Origin of the sequence: Colwellia sp. BRX8-5 (assembly GCF_014077325.1) — a bacterium.
Taxonomy (GTDB): domain Bacteria; phylum Pseudomonadota; class Gammaproteobacteria; order Enterobacterales; family Alteromonadaceae; genus Colwellia_A.
In genome coordinates, this window is sequence record NZ_JACGVR010000001.1 from 294,384 (window position 1) to 318,725 (window position 24,342).

Here is a 24,342-nt window from a genome sequence, read left to right on the forward strand (position 1 = left end):
CTTTATTTAAGACAAGGAGCAGTTATGATGAATTCAAATATTTTCCTAGTAAACCTACCCGATCAGGTCTCTAAAAGTTTGCTCCCCGTATTACAGGGCGAAAATTTAGGACATGTCGAATCATTCATAGCTGATGACCTAACCCAACCTCTAAAAGTTGCTATAACACACACTGATTATCTCATTCTTTATATTGAAAAAATTGATGAAGAAAGTATTAGCAGACTTAAATTAAAACAAAATGTACCCACTTTATTGATAACCCGTTTTCTTAATTTTGAAATGGAAAGAACCGCTAAAGCACATTACATTGATATGGTGGTCAATGAAAATGATAGCGAATTAAGCTCTCTTATTTACGGTTTCATTAGACAACACGATATTTATCGTTTTCAACACGCACTGGTTGTGGATGACTCAAGAGTTGATAGCCGTATTGTTGCCAATATTTTGAGTAGTGAGTTTATTCATAACGACACTGAGCTTAATAGCGAGCAAGTAATAGAGCGTTTAAGATTAACACCCACAATTAATATTCTGATTCTTGATTATGAAATGCCCTCTAAAAATGGCTGTGAATTAATGCAAGAAATAAAGGAAACTTTTGTGGATCGATCTTTTATTTTTATTGGTTTAACCGGTAATAGAAATGGTGCGATTAAATTTTTAGCCAATGGTGCTGATAATGTTTTTATTAAGCCTATCGATAATGAACTCTTTATCTTAACGCTTAGAAGACTGATCTTTAATGCGCATAAAATGAATAAAGATCAATGTACTCTCAACGACTATAAAAAAATCATTAATAATATGACTAAGGAAATTTCTGACCCTATTTACGTGTTAACAACGGTGAACGATTGTTTATTAGAGGGAAAAGTCAGTAAGGCACAATACCAAAATTTTAAAGAACTTAGCCAGTTATCCAAAGAAAAATTAACCCGTACTTTTGACAGTTTTTTAAATTATTTTGCCATTTCTAACTATATGCAAAGCTCTGCTTTAAAGTCATCTTCGTTGCAATCAATGATAGCAACACAACTATACCTTGAATCAAGCAGGGATAAATTACGTAATATTATCGTCAAAAAATCGATTGATGACGATATTAAAAACTTATGTGTTCCAGAGAAGATTGGTCAAGTTATCAATCAATTGACTCATGATGCCGTGATGCGGTCACAAAACGGTGGTGAACTTAAAATTCGACTTTATACAAAAAATGAGGATATTGTTTTTGAAGTAGAAGACGCCTCACCTTTAGATAAAACCACTCCGCTGACATCTGTAGGAATAGAAAAGTCCCCTGAAGGTCTAATACAAACACCTATTTTAAATCAATTACTTTGCCAAAAAATTATCAATGAATACGATGGTTCTATAGGGGTTCATCATGAAAATAGTGGCGACGTACATTTTTTTAAAATTCCCAAAAAGACATTTTATTTAGGTGAAATATATCATTAGCTTTATTGGTTAATCTTCTTGCTAGTAAAGTAATAAATTGATTATTTTACTATTTATTATCAACGAACAACGACAACCCACTCTGATTTTACTATAACGGTATCACCATATTTTGATGACAACATTTTTAACAATATAGCAACATAAAATAGTTTATTTTATGTTGCTATGTTGTTAAAATAAAAACTCTTTAATACCACTTAACGTTTATGCAAGTAACGTTAAACAACAAAATATAATTTATGTGTGTGCAGTCGATGAGTCGTAGTCGTAATAAAGGTTTTACTTTAATTGAACTGGTCGTTGTCATCGTGATATTGGGCATATTATCTGCCGCCGCATTACCTAAATTTATCAGCATATCAAAAGACGCAAAAATAGCCGTTTTAACCCAGTTTAGTGTCAGCGTAAAAGCCGCTAATAATTTAATCTTTTTAAAATCGAAGATGCCAAGCTATTCTACATTTCCAGTTCCTAGCCGCGCGGATTTAATTGATATAGATATAGACCGTAATGGCGTTATTGATCTTAATGGCGTTGATTTAAGGCTGTTGCACTCTTACATTGATAATCATGAAATTTACAAGCAGATTGATGTTTCTGAGGAGTTTAAGCTCTCGGGGGGCAAGGTTTTCGAAGAGCAAGGCGCAAACTTCGTCTTTATTGGTTACGATGTCAATGGCAACAATAAAGTCAGTGACGATAATTGCTATTTTAGATATACCCAAGCGCAATCTGCAGCAATAGGTCCGGCGTACGATATTATTGCTGACGGTTGCTAATTTAGGCAATCAGTAGACTCAATAATTCACTTATGCATTTGATTAATTAATTTCTTCAAATGCGACCACATAATAACCGTCCATTAGCGCGCTTTTCAATTCGGTATAAACTTTAAATCGCTTAACGCCATGGCTCTTGGTCTGAATATTCACTGTCACCGCAACAAAGCTATCTTTTTCAGCATCTATTGATTCCATACTCAGTTCCCATAAGCTTTCAACGACCTTCTGATAATGGGGATCTGGATAGGCTTTTTGCCACCAGTGATTTTTATCCGGTATATCGGTTAAGTCCCAACCAACAATATTAATAAACTCTTGATTTAAATAAACAATAGTATGATTTAGCGCTTCTTTATTAAGCTCAACAACCATAATAGGCAGTGGTAACAGATCAAAAGATGTTGTTGGAATTTGCTTATACAAAGTAGTACCTCTAACCTAAAAGGTTATAAAATTAATAAACAGGAAAATGCCACAGCTCTAAAACGCCATCACTATTACTGGCATTAATAAACTTGATCGTTTTAGCATCTTTGATAGTTTCGCTATCCCCGTCATTCATTGCGACACTTAATACCGATGCTCGGCCATTTTCCATGACTGATTGCCACTGGGCAAGTAATGCGCCATCAGCCACTCGCCATAACTGTAATACTTGCCTGGGTGAGCCAGTTAAAAATAGTTGTTTGTCGGCAGAAAAAACAGAGTCATTCACTTCCATAAATTTTAAATAAGTATCTAATTCAGCAATGATTTGGCCTGTTTTTAGGTTCCAAAACTTACGATCTTTAACCGCGTCAATGCTAAAGCCAACCAAACCGTCGCTACTGATATCAACATGATTAACGCGACTGGCATGACTAAATTCAAACAGGGTTTTACCCGTTGAAGTATTCCATAACTGGGCCACTTTATCGCTTGAGCCGGTAAAAGCAATTTGACCGTTTTCAGACAGACTCACCGCGTTTATATCTAAACGATGTTTTTGAAAAGTAGTGACCTTATTCGCTTTGGTATCAATAATACTGGCTTTACCACTACGATATCCTAATAACAGTAACTGACCATTTTTAGATACTGACATATCATTAATTATATTATCTGCGACTTGCCACTCACCGACTATTTCAAGATTATCAAGAGTATATTGCTTTACAGACACACGATTAGAAAGATATAAGAACTGATTGTTATTACTGATATAAGCGATTTCAATATGTTGTGCATGATCCGCTGGAAGGCATTTAGGTAATATTGATTGCTGACTGTTTTGCCAAAGACAGACGCCATTACCATTAATAACCACCGTTAACTTACCATCATCTGAAAGTGCTGTGGTTGCTATCGCTGATTTACTGTAACTGCTTTTGCTAACCGCTGCAGAATTATAGACGTCTTGTTGACCACAGGCTGATGCAAGTAAAGAAAGCATCAGTAATATCAAAATTTTCATTGCCTAATCATTTTATTTCATCTGTATGATACAGCTACTATCGCACATATTTAATAAAAAGCGGATGATTTTTGTTCACTGGCGATCAAGGGTATATGGCAACATTAGCAATCATTAAGATATGGCCATTAATCATTGGCGACCAGAGGCTGACTGTTATTTCGACAAGCAAAGTTACATTAGTAACCAGTCATCAATCGGAAAATAATCATCCGCCGCGTTAATTAATGAGTTAGCGGTTAAAGCTGATACACCATAAACATGTGTAGTTACTCCATAACGCTCTTTAACTTTGCGAAGTAGTAAATCAAAGTCGCCATCGCCAGATAATAATATAACGATATCAACATCGCCGGCACTTTCCATGACATCAATGGTAATACCGACGTCCCAGTCACCTTTGGCAGAGCCATCTCGACGTTGAATAAACGGTTTAAGCTTTACATCAAATCCAATATGTTTTAACGCTTTTTGAAATTTATGTTGAGCATCGTCACTGCGTTGAATTGCATAGGCATTGGCGATAACAATATCGCCCTGCTCACTAATTTGTTGCCAAAACTTTCGGTAGTTAAACTGCCTTTGAAAGCTATCACGGGTGGTATAGTAAATATTTTGTACATCTACAAATATAGCTATTTTGTTCAGTTGGCTTGTCATTTATTACTCGATGATAAAGGAAGGATGTTGGTGATGGCCACCATTACCAAAAACCATAGGCAACATGCTACAATAAAGCTACTATTAAAAACATGTCTAAAAGTATAATAATTCAGAGAAAATTCGATGTCAGCCATACGTTCATTATTCTATTTCTTATTACGTTTCCCGATAAAATTGCTTGTTCGCAGTAAAATTGTTCCTGACAACTATTTAGAGTCAGAAGAAGTAAAACTTGAACAGCCACAGTTTTATGTTATTCGTCATCAATCTGCCAGTGATCTACTTGCCCTACGAAAGGCCTGTAAAACTTTAAAATTACCCGATCCACTAAGCCTGGTAACTGTTAATGGGCAAAGTTTTTCACGTTTATTGTGCTTAGAAAAACCTACACCGCTTTTTCGTTGGCGAAAAGCAGGTCATACCGAAGCGATTACCCAAGGCTTCGAATTATTAAAGCAGCACAGCATCGACGAAAAATTAGATGCTCAGCTCATACCTGCTCATGTTATTTGGGGCAGAACACCAACCAAAGAACATAATAATGCCAATATAGGGACTGTTTTAGCGGATCAAGAATCACCTTCGTGGTTACGTAAGTTTTTCATTGTATTATTTTTAGGGCGTAATTCTATTGTCCGATTTAGTGAAGCGATTTCTTTTCGTCTTATGGCAGACAGGCATGGTACTACGCAAGCAAGTGCACAAAAATTAATGCGTATTGCTCGTTTTCACTTTTACCGCCAAACGATTGCAGTAACGGGCCCAAGGTTAATGCACCGTCAACAAATGTTTGCGACACTGCTTGCTAATCCATCGATAAAACGCTTAATCAGCGACGAAGCCAAAAGCAAAGCGATTAGTGAAGAGCAAGTGAAAAAACAAGCCCTCGCCATCATGGATGAAATTGCCGGTGATTACCGTGACTCTATGGTTCGCTTGGGCGCACGTATTTTAACTTGGCTGTGGAGTCGCTTATACAGCGGTATAAACATCAATAATGCAAAAGTGCTGCGAGATCTAGCTCAAGAAGGCCATGAAATTATTTATGTGCCTTGTCACCGAAGCCACATGGACTATTTACTACTTACCTATGTCATTTTCCAAGAAGGCTTAGTGACTCCTAGAATAGCCGCTGGTATTAATTTAAATTTTTGGCCAGCAGGCCCTATCTTCCGCAAAGCCGGTGCGTTTTTTATTCGTCGTAGCTTTAAAGGCAATCGCTTATATTCCACCATTTTTCGCGAGTATTTAGGCTTATTATTTGAACGTGGCTACTCAGTAAAATATTATTCTGAAGGCGGGCGCAGTAGAACTGGCCGTTTACTACCCCCTAAAACAGGTATGCTTGCCATGACGATACAAAGCTTGCTTCGTGGCATTGATCGTCCATTAACCTTAGTGCCAGTTTATTTAGGTTACGAGCATGTTATGGAAGTCGGCACCTATCATAAAGAATTAAGTGGTAGCCAGAAGAAAAATGAATCTATCTTTGGTGTTATTAAAGCGATTAAAAATTTACGAAATTATGGAAAAGGTTACGTGAATTTTGGTGAACCTATCAATATTAACCAGTTCTTAAATAAACAGGTCCCTAGCTGGAAAGACGATATCGACCCTATTGATCCACAAAAGCCAACATGGTTGACACCAAGTGTTAATATTCTGGCTGATCAAGTAATGACGCATATCAATAAAAGCGCCGCCATTAATGGTACGGCTTTAGTCGCACTTATTCTGCATGCTTGTAATAATAAAGCACTCGCTAAAACAGAATTAATAAGCCAGCTTGATTTATTTTTAAACTTACAGCGCAATGCGCCTTATAGTCAGCAGTTGACCATCCCCTGTGAAGATGGCCAGCAACTGCTTGAAGAGGTTATCTCTCTTAATAAAGTCACCGTAAATCAAGACAGTTACGGCGACATTATTTCATTATCTGAAACAGCCATTTTAGAAATGCGTTATTACCGTAATAATATTTTACATAGCTATATATTACCTGCGCTCATTTGCCGGATATTGGAACGCCATAGCAAAATAGATATCGACACTTTATTAGAACAGGTGCAACGGATCATCAGTTTAGTGAAAATTGATTTATTTTTATGGCAAAGCGAAAGTGATGTTGTGGAACAAACAGAGCAAATAATAAAATTTTTAATGGCCGAAGGTCTTATTCGAAAAAGTAAAAGTGGCTTTTTAAGCGTGGTAAATGACGTTGAACAGACCAGTAATATTCGCTTAATCGGCGAATGTATTAATGAAACCGTACAACGTTTTACCATTATCTGTTCATTAACACATCGTTTATCACCCATTAGTAAAAATGACCTTGAAGACAAAGTTGTTGCTATTGCTAAGCGCTTATCGGTATTAAATGATATTAATGCTCCTGAGTTTATTGATAAAAAAGCCCAGGGAATTTTAATTAAAGCCATGATTGAGCAAGGCTATATTAATAAAGATGAAAACGACCAGCTCGTTGACAGCAGTACTTTAGGTTTGTTGAAGTCGTCGGTCACTCAACTGATAGATATTGAAGTTTTACAGAGTATTATTCGTTAACTCTTGCACGAATAAAACGGGCTACATCGTCATCCTGAACGATTATCAGGATGACGCACCACAAGCATAATGTTGGATCTCATGATTATCGGACCCGTAGTAACTAGAGGTACTCTATTGATATGCCAATAAAAATCACTAAACCTACAAAATGATTATTCAAAAAAGCTTGAAAGCATTTATCACGCTCTCTATCGACAATTAAAATTTGTTGATAACAAAAAAATCCGGCCGCAATAACAAGACTCAGTTGATAAGGCCAACCAAATGCGAGCATTTCACCCACGCTCATTAACAAAGCTAGTGTAGCCAGTTGAAGAAATAGAATAATACGTTTGTCATGGCGACCAAATAGAATGGCCGTTGATTTTATGCCAATTTTTAAATCGTCGTCGCGGTCAACCATCGCATACATAGTATCGTAAGCTACCGTCCATAATAAGTTAGCGCTAAAAAGTAGCCAAGCAACTGTGGGGATTTCACCCATACCTTCGGCAAACGCCATAATCATCCCCCAGCTAAACGCTGCACCTAATACCACTTGGGGTAACTGGGTATAACGTTTCATAAAAGGGTAACTTGCTGCCAGTAACACCGCAACCACTGACAATTGAATGGTGAACCAACTTAAGGTTAAAACTAAGCCGAGCGCGATGCCAATCAACAAACCAAATAACGATAACGCATCGTTTGGCGTTAATATGCCAGTAACTAATGGCCTATGCTGGGTACGTTTTACTTGTCCGTCTACTTTACGATCTGCCCAGTCATTAATAACACAACCTGCGCTGCGCATAACAAAAACACCTAAGGTAAATACAGCTAGCCAATGTAAGGGTGGAAAACCATCGCCGGCTATCCATAATGCCCAATATGTTGGCCATAATAGTAAGTAGGTACCGATCGGCTTGTCGGCGCGAGTAATTTTTACAATGCCTTGCCACTTATCTGCAAAAGAATTTGTCATGTATTTTCCTGAAGATTTTTTATTTCTTTTTTATTTATCATAATTGATCAGTTTGATTAGTTTGATAAGCGAAGGCATTCGGTAAAAATATTTCAGCAACTAATAAAGGTTTATCATGCAGCATAAACGTTGAACGGCGTCCCCAGAGCTCGGTTTTAACTGGTAATTTAAGATGTTGTGCTAATGCTGATACGGTAGAGATTGGAGAAAAAGACGAGATTTCAATGCATTTACGGGTTAACTCTTTTTTGCTAAACAGCACCTGTCCTAACGATTGGTTACCTAAGTGTGCTAACTGCTGCTCTTCACCGGTTAAGCTTTTTAAAGGCAGTAAGCTGCGGGCAAAGACTTGTGGCACATTGTCGCAATATAATATCACCTCACGCACTAACACTTGTTCACCTACATTAATGTCTGCCGTTGCTTCTTCTCTTGTGCAAGGCTGAATTTTTTGCCCTAATACTTCAACACGAAAATGTTGGCAACATTGACTTAATCGAGCAGTCAACGAGCTTGGGTCGAGTAACCAACTTAATAGCGTTTCATTAAGCGATACTCCTAAAGGAGACTGCCATGCTGTATCGATAGTAATGGGAAATAATGGATGCGACTGGGTCATAACAACTAATTAATAACTATTTTATTAGACAATAACCTGCATATCATATCAGTATTGTTTAATTTATGCCGCTGGTAATTTGGTACACCTTGCCGACCAAATTCAAGTGGTGATTTCAAAGGTAGACGAGCTCGCATCAATAGGCCACACGAAATAAGTTAGCCTATCAAACGGGTTATCCTTGAGGGGGTTTTAGCGCTTAGCGTTATAAAAATAAATAAAGCGAACAAATTTGCTAATAAAAGCTAATGATTCATTGTAATATAGTCGATAGTCTTTTCAATTCTCCAGTTAAATAGAGCGGCAAAATGAAAAATACCTTATTAATATTAGCGACATTATTGTCGTTCTCTTTTCCTTTATCTTCAGTAAAAGCGGCGGACTATGCTTACTTTGGTTTTGAACCCGCTATTATCACTAACTATGTAGCGGTAAAAAAGAAACTAGGCTATGTTCGTCTCACCGTTGAATTGATGATTGAAGATTCGGCAAATTATGAAACGGTTGAGCATCATGCACCGTTATTGCGCGATGCTATTATTGCTATTATTGGTCAGCAACCTGAAGCAAAAGTAAAATCGATTAATGGTCGCCACGAAATCCAGCGTTTATGTGAAGAAAAAGTGAAGAGTCTTTTGACACAAGAAACAGGTCAGCCGCTAATTAAAAAATTATTATTTACCCAGTGGCTAGACAACTAACAGTATATTAAAAGATCCCCGTAGGTCGGTAAAACTCAACCTACGGTTTTTTAATAAAGACCTAATGCCTTTTCATCAATAACACGTTGACTGCTGCTAACAAACAGCCACTTACTAATCCTAATAAGTGCGCTGTATTTGCCATATTAACCGGTAAAACATCGGCATAGCCCAGTAAAAGCCAAAACAGTAAAAAGCCAATAATGGGCTTAGAGATCATTAAACCTTTTTCAGGTGCTAGCCAGCCATACCACCAAACATAACCCACTAAGCCATAAACCACACCAGACAGGCCGCCAAAGTTAGGACCTGAAACCATAAACTGCCCGAGATTAGAGAGCAGTGCGGTGATCAAAAATAAATTAATTAACGCCCCCTTCCCTAAAGTACGTTCAACACTGCCACCTAATTGCCACCACCACATAGTATTAAAGACAATATGTAACCATGAAAAATGAAACAGGGCGGGCCCTAAAAGACGTAATGGAGAATCAAAAAAGGCCTCCATCGTTAACTTAGGATAGAAATGTAATAATTCAAAAGTAGGTCGAGCGAAACCCAACAAGCTCGCGATAAAAACTAACCAGCACAAAGCAAAAACAGTTAAGGTTACCACACCGGCATGAGCCAAAAACTGCTGTTTAAAGCTTGTTATTAATGACGGAGAGTTGTCTTGAACTTGTGAAACTTGTCCACTTTGCCATGCAGCTTGTTGATATTTTTCTTGGTAAGGGTCGGCAATAAATTCAGCAAAAATTTCTTTTGCTTGAGCTATTTTATGGCTTGCACAATAAATAACATAGTCGCTGTCATCCTTTTGCACTTTAGCATCGATATCTAAACTGGTTAAATAATTCGCAAACAACAAGGCAATGTTATGTTGTTTAACTTGTACTAAGGGACTTAGCTCATTTGCTGAATTATATTCCGACATTATGCTCAACTATTTAGTGTTCTATATCTTGTGGAAAACGTAATTGCCAATCAGTAAAGCCGCCATCGAGTGAATAAACATCACTGAAGTCTTGGCTAATAAGAAACTGTGCAGCTTGTTGGCTAGAAATACCGTGATAACAGCAAACAACAACGGGGGCATCTAAGTCGGCTTCACGAATGAAGTCGGCAAAGTTTTCATTACTCAAATGAATAGCACCAGGAATATGATTTGCTTGAAAAGAAGCCGCGTCACGAATATCAACAATGACATGAGTTTTATCAGTTAAACTCTCGTGTAAGGTGGCCAGTTGCATATGTTTGAAATTGGTTTGTTCAGTCATTTTTTATTTCCCTAAAAATTTACGCCGTTAATGTAGCATAATTTTACATCTAGACGTTACCATTCAAAACTCAGCAAAATACATATTGATTGGTAATAGCGATAAGACAACAAATATATTCTTTGTTGTTTACCATTTAAAGCATGTGCACTTATCGGTAACATAGACAATTAATAGCTTTATCGCTAACAACAATTTAATACAGGAAAACCCATGGGCTTTAAAATAGCAAATAATTCAATTCTCCGTTCAGATAATTACGCAGAGTTAGTACGTGGAAAAACCTATCCCTTTGAGAGAAAGGGCCATCAGCATCTTGCTGACAATGTTCCTCTATGGTTAACAGGTACTGACTGGACTGCTCGAGCAGAAATAAGCGTTGTAAGTCAGGCTATTGAAAATAACAATATTAAAGGGATATTTCGTGTTGACTACCTTTACCAGAAAGATGAGCAACAAATACTAACGAATACTTTTATTCGCATGTATGCAGGGCTAAATGATCCGTCTATCTATTTACTCTCATCAAATGCTGAATATCAACAAGCACTAAGTGCAGGTAAGCTAACGCGTGATTCGCTAACCAGCGAAGGTTTTATTCATGCGACGCCAAAAAGTCAGTTAAACCGTCTTGCCAATAAATATTATAAAGACAAAGAGCAGCCACTTATTTTGATTGTTGATAAAGAGTTAGTTATACCAGAAATAAAATGGGAACCTGCAAGCGGTGGCTTATATCCTCATATATATGGTCCATTAAACATCAATGCGGTCACTCGGGTTGAAAAAATATCACTTAATGAGGATGGAAATTTTTACCTCTAAAGATAGCCGCTTACTCACATTATCAATTGGCTAGTTAACCAAAAACAATAAAGCCAAAACACCGAGATGTTTTGGCTTTAACTCTTTCTTAAGCTCTAAAGCTGTTAACGAATCTTAGCGCCTATAGAACTTTCGCGATAGATTTTGCTAAGTAATCAACATTACTATTCGCAATACCCGCAATACTCATACGGCTTGAACCGACCATATAAATACTATATTCATCTTGTAACTGTTGCACTTGCTCAGGGGTTATACCTAAGAATGAAAACATCCCCATTTGACGGGTAATAAAGCTGAAGTCACGAGTCACACCGTTTTCGACTAACTTATCAACCAATAGTTGACGGTTACCATTAATACGGTCTCGCATTTCTTTTAATTCTACATGCCACTGGGTACGTAGTTCATCAGAACTTAAGATTGTTTCAACCAATGCGGCACCATGTGCTGGAGGCATAGAATAAATAACACGGATCACATAAAGTAATACGGACTGTGCAACATCAACTGCGGCAGATGTTTCGCCAATAATAGTACAAGCGCCAATACGTTCGCGGTATAAACCAAAGTTTTTCGAACATGAACTACAAACAATCATTTCTTTCGCGTGTTCGGCCATTAAACGCAAACCATAGGCATCTTCGTCTAAACCAACACCAAAACCTTGGTATGCCATATCGATAAGGGGTAAAAAACCAATGTCTTTAGCCACTTCAACAACTTGTTGCCACTGCTCATTGTTTAAATCCATACCACTGGGATTATGACAACACGCATGTAACAACACAGCATCATCGCTGCTGACTTCTTTTAATGCCGCTAACATGCCATCAAAATCAAGCGTTTTGTTTTCGTGGTCGTAATACGGATAGGTTTTAACGGTTAAACCAGCGGCTTCAAACAAACCGGTATGATTTGCCCATGTTGGGTTACTCACCCAAATAGTGGCACCAGCTTTACAAGACTTAATAAATTCAGCCGCAACACGTAATGCCCCAGTTCCACCGGGAGTAGAAACCGTGCGAGCTCTATTTTCAAGCAGCACTTTATGGTGACCGAAAATTAATTTACTCATCTCTTCATTGAATACAGGTGAGCCGGTAGGACCAATATAAACTTTGGTATCTTCGTGATCGTTACGATATTTTTCCGCCGCTTTCACACAGTCTAAAATCGCTGTATGACCTGCTTCATTTTTATAAACGCCCACACCCAAATCAATTTTATGTGGGTTTGAATCTTCACGATATTTAGCCAACAAGCCTAAAATAGGATCGGCTGGCAAAGCCTTTAAGCTACCAAACATGTCTCCGGTTACCTTATTCAATGACGGGATGTTCTTAATTGGGCGATTTCGCTCAACAAGAGAAATAAATCCCTGTGTTTAAAGCGCAAGCATAGCCCCAATAAGGTGAAATTTAAAGCGTTTAAACTAAAAAATTGCAGGAACTAATAGCACAAAAGGGACTAAGGAATAACAAGGATAACCTTGTTGTCTGTAATGACAAGTTTCGCAACAAATTATATCCAGCGTTTGTTGCGAAATAATCGCTGATAAAATCTTAGAAATTATTAGTAACTGCGGCGATAAAGCCAATAATACCACCAAATACACCTCCCCAAACAACCAACCAACCTAAGTGTTTGCGGATCATCGCTTGGATAATTTCCTTGACCAGTTGTGGTGTTAGTTCATTTAACCTTTGATCAATAATTTCACTGACTTTATCACGCATATCCGCCATAACACTCGGTTGCTCTAACTCATCCTTGAGGATATTGTTAAATTCTTCACTTTGTGAAATTTTACCGACGGTGATTTTCATTTTTTCAATAAACGGCTCTCGTAACGGCTGTAATGCTTCGCTGCCACCAACCATCGCTAACATGCCACCAAACGATGACTTTTCAATAACATCAACTAAGTCATCAAAAGCAGGATTCAAGTCTATTTTTTCAATGACGGGTGTTAAGTCTAAAGACACTAAACCACCTGAACCACCCGACAAAAATCGGTCAATATTTTCTTCAGTGAAAAACTGTTCCATCATCAGCTCTTTTATGGCTTTTTTAAAATCTTCAAAGCGCGCAGGAATAACACCAGAGCCATATAAAAAGGGTACTTTTTCAAAAAGCATATGTATAGCAATCCAATTAGTAAATGCCCCCGACAAGGCAAATAAGCCTATGGTAAAGAGTAAAGACTGCTCGAAAAAATAACCCGCTAAAGTAGCAAGCAAGGCGATAATATTAGTCATAAAGCTTTTATTCACTGAGTACCTCAAAATTAGTGTTGGTTTCTATCGCGCTATATTAACAATTGCATGGTTTTGCGCCAACTCTTTTACTGTATAGTAGCGGGTAAACAATAAAGATTAAGGAAACGTCATGAAAATCAGACTTATTTTAGCCATGAGTACATTACTGACTATTTTTAGCGCTGCTGCACAAACATCAAAAGTAGCTGATGAATGGCGAGCTTTAGATGTTGCAAGAACCGTATTACTGACACTACCACACGGAAAAGTTGTCATAGAACTGGCACCACAGTTTTCGCCTAAGCATGTCGAACAGTTTATAAAACTGACCCAATCAGGTCATTATGATGGTAATAAGTTCTATCGAGTGATCGACGGTTTTGTGGCGCAAGGAGGTCCTGAAGACGGCAGTCGTCAAGATAAGTTAGTACCAACATTAATCATGGAAGGTGACTTTACTACCGATGAAAACTGGCAGTTCACTAAAATTCAAAACAATGATTTATTCGCTGAACAAACAGGTTTTAAAGACGGATTTTCATTAGCTCATAACCCGAGTGAAAAAAAAGCTTGGTTAACGCACTGCCCTGGTGTCATTGCAATGGCTAGGGGGAATGACGCCGACTCCGGCACCAGTCATTTTTATATTGTTAATGGTCAAGCCACTCGCTATTTAGATCGAATTATGACTATCTTTGGTCGTGTGGTTTATGGCATGAACCACGTACAAGCCATAACTAGAACATCGGTTATTGAGGGTGATAAGCCTGTTGCTGAAAAAGATTATACCACCATGACAAGTATGAAAATGATGAGTGATGTGCCCAAAGAACAACAAATTTTATTAGCCGTAAAAAATACCGAGCACCCCGCTTTTAGTCAAATGATAGAAAAACAGAAAAAACGAGAAAATGCATTTTTCTACAAAAAACCACCACCCGTTTTAGATATTTGCCAAACGCCAGTGAAAAGCCGGATAATTAATTAAACCTTATCTAAAAGGTGGGGATGGCTTTGACCTTGAAAATGTTTTGCTATAAATTAACATGCAATGTAATAAATAATCTTGGTGAAATATGGACATAGCTAGATTAAAAAAACTATTATCTCATCAACAAGATATCTTATCTAAAATTGCCTTAGGTCGGCCTTTAAATGATGTGCTAAATGATATTTGTTTATCTATAGAAGAGCTTCTCGATGACAAGTCAGCGAGGTGCTCAATATTATCGATAAAGGACGAACAACTTTTTCACTGCGCTGCGCCAAATATTGATGATAAGTATTGTCAGGCTATTAATGGCGTACGCATTGGTCCAAAGGTAGGCTCTTGTGGGACGGCAGCATTTAGAAAGTCTCGAGTCATTGTTGAAGACATCGCAATATCCCCGTTATGGCAAGACTTTAAAGCACTCGCATTGAGCTATGGTCTTAAATCGTGTTGGTCAACCGCCATTATTTCCACACAGTCCAAAACTCTTGGTTCACTTGCCATTTATCATAGCTCTTCTAAATCCCCAACGGATAAAGATTTAGAGTTAATCGACTACTTCGTGCATTTTTCAAGCATCGCCTTAGAAAAAAATGTTGAATCACTTAACGCCAAACGACTGATTGCGGATCTACAAAAAAGTAATCAAAAATTCCAAGCTTTTACTCAGGTTATGCCTGATTTAACCTTAATATTGAGTGAAGATGGCGTATATACTGATATTTATGGCTCAGCTGATGAATTGTTATATGGTTCAGTTAACAAACTCATTAATAAAAATGTAAATGACGCCTTACCTAAAAAAGATGCACAGCCAATCATGTCGGTCATTGAAAAGACCTTAGCCACCAATGAAGTGCAAATTTTTGAATATCAGCTTGACGTTCTAAAAGGTAATATGACTTTCGAGGGGAGAACAGCCCCCCTTGACCATTATCAGCCAAACTTTCCTAATAAAAGGCATATCGTCTGGATAGCTAGAGATATAACGGTGCGTAAAGAGGCAGAAAAGGCGATTGAAAAACTGGCCTTTTTTGACCCATTAACCAACCTTCCTAATAGACGAATGCTCAACGAAAGATTGACAATGTGTATTGAAAGAATAAAACGTTCAAGCAAGACCGGCGCTTTATTATTTTTGGATATAGATAACTTTAAAAGGATTAATGACTCACTAGGACATAGCGCCGGAGATCAAATTTTAGTCGAATTATCGACAAGGCTTAGCGCCACTATAAGGGCATCGGATACTTTAGCTAGAGTGGGTGGCGATGAATTTATTATTTTATTGGAATATGTCGGTGAAAATAATGAGCAGGCCATTATAGAATCTGAAAAGGTCGCTCAAAAATTACACAGCGTATTCGATGAAAAATTTGAGTTAGGTGAATTAGCATTTCAGGTCAGTTGCAGCATAGGTATTAGCCTAGTTAACAATGGTAACTCATTAGTAGATAACATTTTGAAGTTTGCAGATACCGCTATGTATCGCGCAAAAATGAAAAAAGGTAATAGTTATAATTTCTATGATCCCGAATTACAAACCTTACTAGAAAAGCAGGCTGAACTCGAAACTGACCTTGTTAGAGCAATAGCTAATGATGAATTTTGTGCCTATTTTCAGCCGCAAGTAAACACCTCGGGTAAAGTCATTGGAGCAGAGGCACTTATTCGATGGAATCATCCCAGTAAAGGGCTGATCGCACCCAATGAATTTATACCTATTGCCGAACAATATGGGCTTATTCAAAAATTACAAAACATTGTTTTACTTGATATTTGTACATTAATTGCGCAACTGCGTACCGATAATATGATTGACGAGTTGTTCAGTGTTTCAATCAATATAAGTCATTGCCAATTTAACTCATCTACTTTAAAAACTGAGTTACTTAGTGCCATGGCTGGCTTCGATATACAACCATCACAGATTAAGTTAGAGATTACTGAGTCGATGTTGGCTGGAGATATTGATAATACCATTCAACAAATGCAAGAAATTAAAGCAAAAGGCTTTACCTTTTCCATAGATGATTTTGGTACTGGCTACTCTTGTTTAACACACTTAAGTGCTTTCCCGGTCAATGAACTTAAAATTGATAAAAGCTTTATCGATAAAATCTTAGATAATGGCACCGGCTTTAGTATCGTTAATACGATAATAACCTTAGCTAAAAGCCTTAACATAACCGTGGTTGCTGAGGGTGTAGAAGCGTTAGAGCAGCACGAGTTACTCAAAACGCTACATATTGATTCAATTCAAGGTTATCTAATTGCTAAGCCTATGACTAAAGGTGACTATCTAGCGTGGCATAAAATTAATATTAACCATCTCCAGCCGTTTATTAACACCACCCACTGATTTATAGCTGTTGATTCTACTTAAATTAATGCCGCTAAAAATTTATTTTTTTAGCGGCATTTTTACAATAGAAGCGATAATTCTGGTATCTAGGTCGCTAATGTAAACTACAAAAATTACCAGCCTTTAATAATAGACTACGTTTTAAAAGCTCGTTACCAGACGTTTTAACAATAAAAGTGGCGCTATTTTATTTGTATTTAATAACGATTAAACATTACCTTAGCCGTTAAACGCTTGCCCTAAAGCGCTAAGCGCATTGGCTCTTTTTTTAATGTTAACCGTCTCACGTTCAACCGTATTTGTTTGTTGAAGATTATTTTGAGAAGCATCACTGATGTTAATAATATTGCGGCTAATTTCCTGAGAAACCATACTTTGCTCTTCTGATGCTGTCGATATTTGTATGGCTAAATCAGAAATATCAGTGATCAATGAATATACCTTATCAACAACATCATGAGCTTCTGTTGCTTTTTCCACACAACTGTCCGCAGACTCTTTGCCTTTTGTCATAGTTTGCACCCATGATAAAAGTGTATTTTGCATTTCTGATATTGAGCTTTGTATTTGCTCTGTTGCCGCATGGGTTCTGCTTGATAACGCCCTAACTTCATCGGCCACCACCGAAAATCCTCGACCATGTTCTCCTGCGCGTGCGGCTTCGATTGCCGCATTAAGTGCTAATAAATTAGTTTGATCAGCAATGCCTTGTATTTCATGCATTATGCTGCCAACTTTTTCAACCTCACTGGCGAGCTCTGTTGCCGAAGACGCTGAATTTGCGACTTCTTCAGCCAATATATTGACTGTTTCCATGGTAGTGTGCATGGCTTTTGTGGCAATTTCACAATCTGAATGTGCTTGATTAACTTTTTGTGAAGTAAAGGTGGTGTTCTGGGCAACCTCGTCGATTGTTGCAACCATTTCTTCAACAGCTGTCGCGACTTGGTGTAATTCAGCCGTTTCTTGTTCAACACCTTCTTTAGCTATTCTCGCCGCTTGCTCAAGCGTACTCGCGCCTGCACTGAGTAAATCACTACTGTCGGTAATACGGCCTAAAATTGTTTTAATTTTACCTTCAGCCATTTTCAAATGAAAATCGGCAATACCTTGAGGTTTGCTTCCACAATAAATTAACCGTGAAAGACTGTCATAGTCTCTGCTGAGTTTTTTGAAATATTTAGGCGTATCGATAATTTCATTTTTATAAATTATAAAGGGTAGTAAAGGTAATAAAAACATCATGTATGGATAATAAAGAGCACTGAACAATGTTGTTATACTTGCGCCAAAGTAGGCTGCATTTTTAATACTGGCATTTTCGTACCACTTATTTAAAGACTTGCCCGCTTGTAGTGCTTGATAAGATAATATGGCATTACTTTTAGTTTTCTCGTCTAAGCGTGTTCTTACTGATTGAAAACCAACTAGCTGACCTGACTCAAAAATAGGGGTAATAAAAGCATCAACCCAGTAATAACGGCCATCTTTGCAGCGATTCTTAACAACACCTCGCCAAGGTAAGCCCGATTCTAAATTAGTCCATAAATCTTTAAAGGCAGCCTTAGGCATGTCTGGATGCCTTACAATGCTATGATTTTGTCCAACGAGTTCATCAAGGGAATAGCCGGCAATTTTACAAAAGTCTGGGTTCGCGTAAGTAATGACACCCTTTTTATTTGTTGTTGAAATTAACTCTACACCGTTTTCAAAATTAACTTCTTCATTAATAATCGATTGCTTTTGTCTTGTCATAGATAAATCCTTTTGTATGAATTTGTTGTTTTTATATTTTAGTTAATAAAATGATAAGATCAACAATATCAACAAAATATACTGATTTTGAAGGGATATTACATAAAAAAATAGGAAATTGAGCCACCTTGGCGTTTTAATAAAGGGAAATAGAGCAATCGATAGTTAGAGCACGATAAACCTTAGTACTTTTGTCTGCTGGTTATTTATACCAAATTTTTAAAATATCAAAAACACGCTCACCTTCGGGTGTCTGTACTACGACCTCGTCATCAACACACTTACCTATTAATGCCCTTGCCATTGGTGAATCAAGACTTATTTCACCTTTTTTAACGTCCCATTCATCAGGCCCCACCACTCGATAGGTGAGTTCTTTGTCGTCTTCATTAATTAGCGAGACCCAAGCACCAAAATAGACTTTACCTTCTTGCTTAGCATCATAATAGACAATCGTTAAGTCCTCGGTTCGCTTAACTAAAAATCTTACGCGTCGGTCAATTTCACGTAAACGCCTTTTACCATAAATGTATTCTGCATTTTCACTTCGATCGCCCAGAGCAGCGGCTTCTGAGACAGATTTAGTGATAAGAGGACGCTCTTCCTTCCATAAATATTTCAGTTCTTTATCTAAGCGATCCCAGCCTGCGCGGGTAATATAGTTACTTCGTTTCATATTTTTTAAACACGGATAAGCAGAATATTTATTGTGACAGGATTAAGCTGATCTGGCCATACTCAGCAATAAAAAGATAGCAGGTTTAAAATAAGCATCATCGCTCTTTGTAATCCGTAGCAACCCGACATTGTCTACATGGATCTAGGACTATGATTTGTCTAGAATAAAATGACGTGCAATAAGCACTAATGCAGCGAAGGCGTGGATGCCTAAGAGCTGTTATGAACGTTCATCCTGAACATAAAAAAGCCTTAACGTTTATCGTTAAGGCTTTATATCAATCACTCAAAGAGCAATAAGTCAGATTAGATTTCGTAATCAATCACTTCATAACCTAATGCTTTTAGTTGGGGTTTCAATGTTTTAGCATCACCAACAACAACCATTAACATTTCCGCTAAGTTTAAGTGTTTCTTTGCTAGCGTATTTATTTCTTCTGCACTGATTGTTTCAACAATCTCTGCTCGCTCTTGCACAAAACTTGGCTTTAAATCGTATTCTAAGATTTGCGCTAAGAAACCTAATTTTGCCCGTGGTGTTTCATATTTCAACGCATCTCTTTGATTAATTGAATTACGCATAAAGCTTAATTCTTCCGCGGTGATACCTTGTTCGTTGTAGCCTTTTATTTCGTTAACAAACTCAATAATTGATTTATCGGTAACATCAGCACGAACTTCAGCAGAGGCGGTAAATGTACCAGAGAATTTGTCAGCACTAAAACCAGAACGTGCGCCGTAGGTATAACCTTTATCTTCACGAAGGTTTAGGTTTATACGACTATTAAATGCACCACCTAAGGTGAAGTTCATTAAATAAGACTTGTAATACTCGCCGGTAATATCTTGAGTCATTGAGCGTTTACCAATGCGAATCGCGGATTGCGCGGCACCCTCTTTATTCACTAAATAAATAACACCCGCTTTTGTCTCAGGTTTAGCCAGTGTTAGCACTAAGCTTGATCCTTTACCTTGCCAGCTAGAAAAGACGTTAAGTGATTTAATTAGCGCTTTTTCTTTCAAGTCTGATACGACGATTAACTGACTATCACTTGGTTTTACTTGCTGTTCGTAGAAGGCTTTAACATCTGCTAAGGTAATATTATTGAGACTTTGCTCGGTACCTTGGCTTGAAGTTGCTGCAATGTTGTCAGCTTGCAATAATTGACGATAAGCTGTTGAGGCTAAATAACCTGCATCTTTCTTACTATTAATTGCGCCCTGAATAGCATTACTTTTGTTGCGTGAAAATTCCACTTCAATGAATGCTGGGTGCATTAATTTTTCATTAACCAGTGCCATTGTCGCATCAAGATTTTTAGTTAGTGTACTGACATTAACATTCAAGTATTGATTACCTGCATAGATAGCGATTGAACTACCTAATTTTTGTAATTCATTGCTCATTTCTTCGGCGCTACGTTTGGTGGTCGATTCATTTAATGCACTAGCAAGTAACGAAACAACGCCTGCTTTGTCTTTGTCAGAATAATAATGACCTGCAGGAATCTTTAACAATAATGATGTCGTTGGAGTTTCAATGCTTTGCGTACCCAGCACTTTAATACCATTGGCTAACGTTTTGTTCCACATCTGTGGTACAGCGACTGATTTATTGGCAGCTGAGATTGGCATTTTACTGCGATCAAAATTATCTTGCGCTTTGCGTACCACTAAACTCTCTGCTGAGGTTTCAGATGTCTGACCTTTACTACGCGGTGCAGGAATAAAATTATCTTGTGCTGCAATTAGATCCAGTTTGCCTTTAGGCACTATGCTCATGATCACCGCATGTTGGTCTTTAATATACTTTTTAAAGACCCGCATAACATCAGCCTTAGTAACATTGGCATAACGTGCGATATCTTTTTCGATGTAATTTGGATCGCCCTTAAATGTTTGATTAGCCGCAAGTGTACTCACTTTGCCTGAAACACTTTGTAAACCGAAGATGAAGCTTGCTTCCATACTCGCTTTAACTTTCGCTAGATCGTCGTCTTGTACGCCACGCTCTTCAAATTCAACTAAACTGTCGCGAATCACTTTTTCTATATCTGCTAATGTTTTTCCTGAAGCCGGGTGTGGTAACGCTAACAAAGTAAAGGTACAAGCTAGTTCGGCACAGGGATGCCCCACTGAAGCTTGAACCGCTAATTGATTTTTCACTAAGTTTTTATAAAGCAAAGATGTTTTACCGCCACCTAAAATACTTGATAAAACGTCAAGTGGGGCTTCATCTGCATGGCGAACAGAAACGGTTGGATAAGACATATACACTAAAGGTAAATGAACATTATCTTCCATAGAAATATAACGATCTTCGTTTATGGTGAATGTAGGTTTTTCAGGCATAGCGATTTCAGGTCCGCGTGGGATAGACCCGAAATACTGTTCCACTAAGGCTAACGTTTCTTTTGCGTCAATATCGCCACCTATGGTTAAGGTTGCGTTATTTGGACCATACCATTTTAAGAAAAATGCTTTTAGGTCGTTAACATTTACACGATCTAGATCCTCTAAGTAACCAATGGTTTGCCATGAGTAAGGATGCCCTGCCGGATATAACGCTTCAGCAACTCTCTCTCCTAATAAACCGTAAGGACGATTATCATAACTTTGTCCTCTTTCATTTTTTACAGTTTCACGTTGTACTTCAAATTTTTCTTGCGTTACCGCATCAACCAAAAAGCCCATACGGTCTGACTCTAACCACAACATTTTTTCTAGTTGGTTAGCTGGAACCGTTTGAAAATAATTAGTTCGATCACCGTTAGTTGTTCCATTTAAGGTACCACCAGCTTCAGTTATTAATTTAAAATGCTGTTCGTCGGCTACGTTTTCAGAACCTTGAAACATCATATGTTCGAAAAAATGAGCAAAACCTGACTTACCTAACTCTTCGCGAGCAGAGCCAACGTGATAGGTCATGTCAACATGAACTAAGGGATCAGAAGCATCTTTATGAAGAATAACCGTCAAACCATTACTTAAGGTATATTTTTGATAAGGAATAACAGTTTTACCCGCTTCTGCCGTTACTTGCTCAACAAAATTCACACCTGCTGGTAATGTTACTTCAGCCATGGTGGTGGTTGGCGCGGTTTGTTCACATGCTGCTAAACAAGTTAATAGCAATGGGATGCTCCATTTTTTCAATTTATGCTCCTTGGTGGCTTTATTATTTATATAAATATATTTTCTCGCGCTGAACTTCTGCGCCAGTATCTAACTCTAATATATGATTTGCTCACTTGCTTTGCCAATGATATTTCTGTTTTGCAATACTTTGTTACTTATTTGTTAACTTTTAAATTTAGAACAAAAAAAAGACAACGGCTGTTGTCTCAATGATTGTCAGGAAGAATATTAACTACTCTTCTGGTTTCTTATCTTGTTTTTTATCTTGTTCTTGCTGTTCTTTTGTTTCAGTTTTCACTGGTTCATGACCTTCGCCGCCACAGCCTCCGCAACATCCCATTGTATTTTCCTGTTGAATAATGTTGGTAAGATTATAGCTAAGCCTCAACTCGCCAAAATTGATCAAAATCATCAAACGTCTAATAACTTCATTCTTTTACTAACACCTAAACTTTTATAAATATCTTATTTAATGAATGTTGCTCTGCTAAATACTTGCATTAAACAACAAGTGATATCATAATGATATCACTTGTTAAAATCTTACTGAGAATAATATGATTACGGAAAAAGAAATCAAAGCGCCTAATGGCATTATGTTTATTTTTGTTTTATTGGCATTACAGATTGGTACTTTCACCTTGTTAATTAATAACATAATAAATAACAATGTCACACTTGCCATTATTAGTTTACTGGTCACCCTTGCTATTTTTATTTGCTGGTTTGGTTTTTTTATGGTCAATCCCAAAGAAGCTCGGGTTATGCAATTGTTCGGTAAGTACGCGGGTACCGTTCATGATTCAGGCCTCCGCTGGGCTAACCCTTTTTACACAAAAATGCGCGTCTCTTTGCGGGTTAGAAATTTCGAAAGTAGTAAACTAAAAGTTAATGACAAAAATGGTAACCCCATTGAGATTGCTGCGGTCATTGTCTGGGAAGTAACAGATACCGCTGAGGCCGTTTTCCAGGTTGATGATTATGAAGATTTTGTCTCAATTCAAAGTGAATCTGCATTACGTAATTTAGCCACAAGTTATGCGTACGATCATCACGAAGATGACGATATTTCTTTACGCAGCGATCCGACTCAAATTTCAGCAGCATTAAAAATTGAAGTGCAAGACCGGTTAGAAAAAGCTGGAGTCACTGTAATTGAATCTCGTATTAGTCATTTAGCTTACGCGCCAGAAATTGCCAACGCTATGCTAAGACGCCAGCAAGCCATGGCAATTATTGCTGCACGTAGAACCATAGTCGAAGGTGCTGTCGGTATGGTAGAAATGGCATTAACAAAATTAGAAGAGCGTCAAATTGTAGAACTTGATGCAGAAAGAAAAGCCGCTATGGTGAGTAACTTATTAGTTGTTCTATGTAGCGACGAAGCGGCACAACCTGTAGTAAATACCGGCAGCTTATACTAATCGTCAATTGAGTGAGAAATATTGTGGCAAAAAAAGCATATCCTCTTCGCATTAATGAAGAAATTCTTTCTGCCATGCAACGCTGGTCTGATGATGAATTACGCAGTTTAAACGCGCAAATAGAGTACGTGCTGCGTGATGCCTTAAGAAAGTCTGGCCGAACTAAGCCTAAACCGATAGAGGCTATTATTGATCCTAAAAGTTAATCTTGTTTTTAAATACCCGTAAACGGATGATCGACAGTGATACGTTATTAAGTGGTGTCGATCATTCATATACTGAAATATAATTACATAAGATATAGTTATCAAATTTTAGACAAAAAAATACCGATGACAATGCCATCGGCTTATAAGCTATGAGGAGAGCTTGAATATACAAATTATTACAACAAGCGTTCACAAAAGA

General features: G+C 37.7%; 21 protein-coding genes. 9 read left to right on the top strand and 12 right to left on the bottom strand.

Translation table 11 applies throughout. The annotated features are described in order from the left end of the window. Positions 1 to 24 precede the first annotated feature (24 nt). Both H4J62_RS01230 and H4J62_RS20595 read left to right on the top strand, forming a co-directional pair. Complete coding sequence (locus H4J62_RS01230; RefSeq protein WP_182215358.1) at positions 25 to 1,467, top strand: response regulator; 1,443 nt, start codon at positions 25 to 27, stop codon at positions 1,465 to 1,467. A gap of 257 nt (positions 1,468 to 1,724) precedes the next feature. Continuing rightward, positions 1,725 to 2,249, top strand: a complete 525-nt coding sequence (locus H4J62_RS20595) for a type II secretion system protein (protein ID WP_182215357.1) — start codon at positions 1,725 to 1,727, stop codon at positions 2,247 to 2,249. A gap of 42 nt (positions 2,250 to 2,291) precedes the next feature. Here H4J62_RS20595 and H4J62_RS01240 read toward each other — a convergent pair whose 3' ends face one another. From H4J62_RS01240 to H4J62_RS01250, 3 genes are all read right to left on the bottom strand, one after another. Further along, positions 2,292 to 2,675: a hypothetical protein gene (locus H4J62_RS01240; RefSeq protein ID WP_182215355.1), complete on the bottom strand. Its 384-nt coding sequence runs from the start codon at positions 2,673 to 2,675 to the stop codon at positions 2,292 to 2,294. Positions 2,676 to 2,706: 31 nt separating this feature from the next. Continuing rightward, positions 2,707 to 3,705, bottom strand: coding sequence for a WD40 repeat domain-containing protein (locus tag H4J62_RS01245; protein ID WP_182215353.1), 999 nt, complete (start codon positions 3,703 to 3,705; stop codon positions 2,707 to 2,709). Positions 3,706 to 3,879: 174 nt separating this feature from the next. After that, positions 3,880 to 4,353, bottom strand: a complete 474-nt coding sequence (locus H4J62_RS01250; RefSeq protein WP_182215396.1) for an NYN domain-containing protein — start codon at positions 4,351 to 4,353, stop codon at positions 3,880 to 3,882. A gap of 138 nt (positions 4,354 to 4,491) precedes the next feature. Between H4J62_RS01250 and plsB the strand changes: the two genes are divergently transcribed. Continuing rightward, positions 4,492 to 6,933, top strand: a complete 2,442-nt coding sequence (gene plsB / locus H4J62_RS01255) for a glycerol-3-phosphate 1-O-acyltransferase PlsB (protein ID WP_182215352.1) — start codon at positions 4,492 to 4,494, stop codon at positions 6,931 to 6,933. Positions 6,934 to 7,036: 103 nt separating this feature from the next. Here plsB and ubiA read toward each other — a convergent pair whose 3' ends face one another. After that, positions 7,037 to 7,900, bottom strand: coding sequence for a 4-hydroxybenzoate octaprenyltransferase (ubiA, locus tag H4J62_RS01260; protein ID WP_182215350.1), 864 nt, complete (start codon positions 7,898 to 7,900; stop codon positions 7,037 to 7,039). 37 nt (positions 7,901 to 7,937) lie between these two features. Further along, positions 7,938 to 8,519 (bottom strand): chorismate lyase, encoded by a 582-nt coding sequence (locus H4J62_RS01265; protein ID WP_182215348.1) that lies wholly within the window; start codon positions 8,517 to 8,519, stop codon positions 7,938 to 7,940. Positions 8,520 to 8,827: 308 nt separating this feature from the next. Here H4J62_RS01265 and H4J62_RS01270 point away from each other — a divergent pair, with 308 nt between their 5' ends. Then, positions 8,828 to 9,220 carry a flagellar basal body-associated protein FliL gene (locus H4J62_RS01270; protein WP_182215347.1) on the top strand — a complete coding sequence of 131 codons (393 nt, stop codon included), beginning with the start codon at positions 8,828 to 8,830 and terminating at the stop codon, positions 9,218 to 9,220. Between the two features lie 61 nt (positions 9,221 to 9,281). Here the strand turns inward: H4J62_RS01270 and glpG are convergent, their stop codons facing one another. Both glpG and glpE read right to left on the bottom strand, forming a co-directional pair. After that, positions 9,282 to 10,154 carry a rhomboid family intramembrane serine protease GlpG gene (glpG, locus tag H4J62_RS01275; protein WP_182215345.1) on the bottom strand — a complete coding sequence of 291 codons (873 nt, stop codon included), beginning with the start codon at positions 10,152 to 10,154 and terminating at the stop codon, positions 9,282 to 9,284. A gap of 13 nt (positions 10,155 to 10,167) precedes the next feature. Beyond that, positions 10,168 to 10,497, bottom strand: coding sequence for a thiosulfate sulfurtransferase GlpE (gene glpE / locus H4J62_RS01280; protein ID WP_083277969.1), 330 nt, complete (start codon positions 10,495 to 10,497; stop codon positions 10,168 to 10,170). 213 nt (positions 10,498 to 10,710) lie between these two features. Here glpE and H4J62_RS01285 point away from each other — a divergent pair, with 213 nt between their 5' ends. Beyond that, positions 10,711 to 11,322, top strand: coding sequence for a DUF952 domain-containing protein (locus tag H4J62_RS01285; RefSeq protein WP_182215344.1), 612 nt, complete (start codon positions 10,711 to 10,713; stop codon positions 11,320 to 11,322). Positions 11,323 to 11,443: 121 nt separating this feature from the next. Here the strand turns inward: H4J62_RS01285 and H4J62_RS01290 are convergent, their stop codons facing one another. Together H4J62_RS01290 and H4J62_RS01295 are read right to left on the bottom strand one after the other, a co-directional pair. After that, the gene (locus tag H4J62_RS01290; RefSeq protein ID WP_182172491.1) at positions 11,444 to 12,631 is read right to left on the bottom strand and encodes an amino acid aminotransferase; all 1,188 of its coding nucleotides are present in this window, start codon (positions 12,629 to 12,631) and stop codon (positions 11,444 to 11,446) included. Between the two features lie 256 nt (positions 12,632 to 12,887). Further along, on the bottom strand, positions 12,888 to 13,598 hold the full coding sequence (locus H4J62_RS01295; protein WP_182215342.1) for a DUF445 family protein: 711 nt from the start codon (positions 13,596 to 13,598) through the stop codon (positions 12,888 to 12,890). A gap of 115 nt (positions 13,599 to 13,713) precedes the next feature. Here H4J62_RS01295 and H4J62_RS01300 point away from each other — a divergent pair, with 115 nt between their 5' ends. Next, complete coding sequence (locus tag H4J62_RS01300) at positions 13,714 to 14,571, top strand: peptidylprolyl isomerase (RefSeq protein ID WP_182215340.1); 858 nt, start codon at positions 13,714 to 13,716, stop codon at positions 14,569 to 14,571. Positions 14,572 to 14,659: 88 nt separating this feature from the next. Further along, entirely contained in the window at positions 14,660 to 16,936 is a 2,277-nt protein-coding gene (locus tag H4J62_RS01305; RefSeq protein ID WP_182215339.1) for an EAL domain-containing protein, read from the top strand. Positions 16,937 to 17,158: 222 nt separating this feature from the next. On the opposite strand, the gene H4J62_RS01310 is transcribed toward H4J62_RS01305, so the two are convergent. From H4J62_RS01310 to H4J62_RS01320, 3 genes are all read right to left on the bottom strand, one after another. After that, positions 17,159 to 18,694, bottom strand: coding sequence for a PAS domain-containing methyl-accepting chemotaxis protein (locus H4J62_RS01310; protein WP_182215337.1), 1,536 nt, complete (start codon positions 18,692 to 18,694; stop codon positions 17,159 to 17,161). Between the two features lie 202 nt (positions 18,695 to 18,896). Next, entirely contained in the window at positions 18,897 to 19,370 is a 474-nt protein-coding gene (gene greB / locus H4J62_RS01315) for a transcription elongation factor GreB (protein WP_182215336.1), read from the bottom strand. Between the two features lie 308 nt (positions 19,371 to 19,678). Further along, the gene (locus tag H4J62_RS01320; protein WP_182215394.1) at positions 19,679 to 22,456 is read right to left on the bottom strand and encodes a pitrilysin family protein; all 2,778 of its coding nucleotides are present in this window, start codon (positions 22,454 to 22,456) and stop codon (positions 19,679 to 19,681) included. Positions 22,457 to 23,067: 611 nt separating this feature from the next. Here H4J62_RS01320 and H4J62_RS01325 point away from each other — a divergent pair. Next, positions 23,068 to 23,934: an SPFH domain-containing protein gene (locus tag H4J62_RS01325; RefSeq protein WP_070375218.1), complete on the top strand. Its 867-nt coding sequence runs from the start codon at positions 23,068 to 23,070 to the stop codon at positions 23,932 to 23,934. 23 nt (positions 23,935 to 23,957) lie between these two features. Further along, positions 23,958 to 24,140 carry a hypothetical protein gene (locus H4J62_RS01330; protein WP_220465239.1) on the top strand — a complete coding sequence of 61 codons (183 nt, stop codon included), beginning with the start codon at positions 23,958 to 23,960 and terminating at the stop codon, positions 24,138 to 24,140. Positions 24,141 to 24,342 lie beyond the last annotated feature (202 nt).

Excerpts from the sequence above, each read along its gene's own strand:
- glpG (WP_182215345.1), bottom strand. The coding sequence starts at position 10,154 with ATGTCGGAATATAATTCAGCAAATGAGCTAAGTCCCTTAGTACAAGTT.
- H4J62_RS01285 (WP_182215344.1), top strand. The coding sequence starts at position 10,711 with ATGGGCTTTAAAATAGCAAATAATTCAATTCTCCGTTCAGATAATTAC.
- ubiA (WP_182215350.1), bottom strand. The coding sequence starts at position 7,900 with ATGACAAATTCTTTTGCAGATAAGTGGCAAGGCATTGTAAAAATTACT.
- H4J62_RS01270 (WP_182215347.1), top strand. The coding sequence starts at position 8,828 with ATGAAAAATACCTTATTAATATTAGCGACATTATTGTCGTTCTCTTTT.
- H4J62_RS20595 (WP_182215357.1), top strand. The coding sequence starts at position 1,725 with ATGAGTCGTAGTCGTAATAAAGGTTTTACTTTAATTGAACTGGTCGTT.
- H4J62_RS01290 (WP_182172491.1), bottom strand. The coding sequence starts at position 12,631 with ATGTTTGGTAGCTTAAAGGCTTTGCCAGCCGATCCTATTTTAGGCTTG.
- H4J62_RS01300 (WP_182215340.1), top strand. The coding sequence starts at position 13,714 with ATGAAAATCAGACTTATTTTAGCCATGAGTACATTACTGACTATTTTT.
- H4J62_RS01265 (WP_182215348.1), bottom strand. The coding sequence starts at position 8,519 with ATGACCCAGTCGCATCCATTATTTCCCATTACTATCGATACAGCATGG.
- H4J62_RS01310 (WP_182215337.1), bottom strand. The coding sequence starts at position 18,694 with ATGACAAGACAAAAGCAATCGATTATTAATGAAGAAGTTAATTTTGAA.
- H4J62_RS01320 (WP_182215394.1), bottom strand. The coding sequence starts at position 22,456 with ATGGCTGAAGTAACATTACCAGCAGGTGTGAATTTTGTTGAGCAAGTA.
- plsB (WP_182215352.1), top strand. The coding sequence starts at position 4,492 with ATGTCAGCCATACGTTCATTATTCTATTTCTTATTACGTTTCCCGATA.
- H4J62_RS01230 (WP_182215358.1), top strand. The coding sequence starts at position 25 with ATGATGAATTCAAATATTTTCCTAGTAAACCTACCCGATCAGGTCTCT.
- H4J62_RS01245 (WP_182215353.1), bottom strand. The coding sequence starts at position 3,705 with ATGAAAATTTTGATATTACTGATGCTTTCTTTACTTGCATCAGCCTGT.
- H4J62_RS01305 (WP_182215339.1), top strand. The coding sequence starts at position 14,660 with ATGGACATAGCTAGATTAAAAAAACTATTATCTCATCAACAAGATATC.
- H4J62_RS01325 (WP_070375218.1), top strand. The coding sequence starts at position 23,068 with ATGATTACGGAAAAAGAAATCAAAGCGCCTAATGGCATTATGTTTATT.
- greB (WP_182215336.1), bottom strand. The coding sequence starts at position 19,370 with ATGAAACGAAGTAACTATATTACCCGCGCAGGCTGGGATCGCTTAGAT.
- glpE (WP_083277969.1), bottom strand. The coding sequence starts at position 10,497 with ATGACTGAACAAACCAATTTCAAACATATGCAACTGGCCACCTTACAC.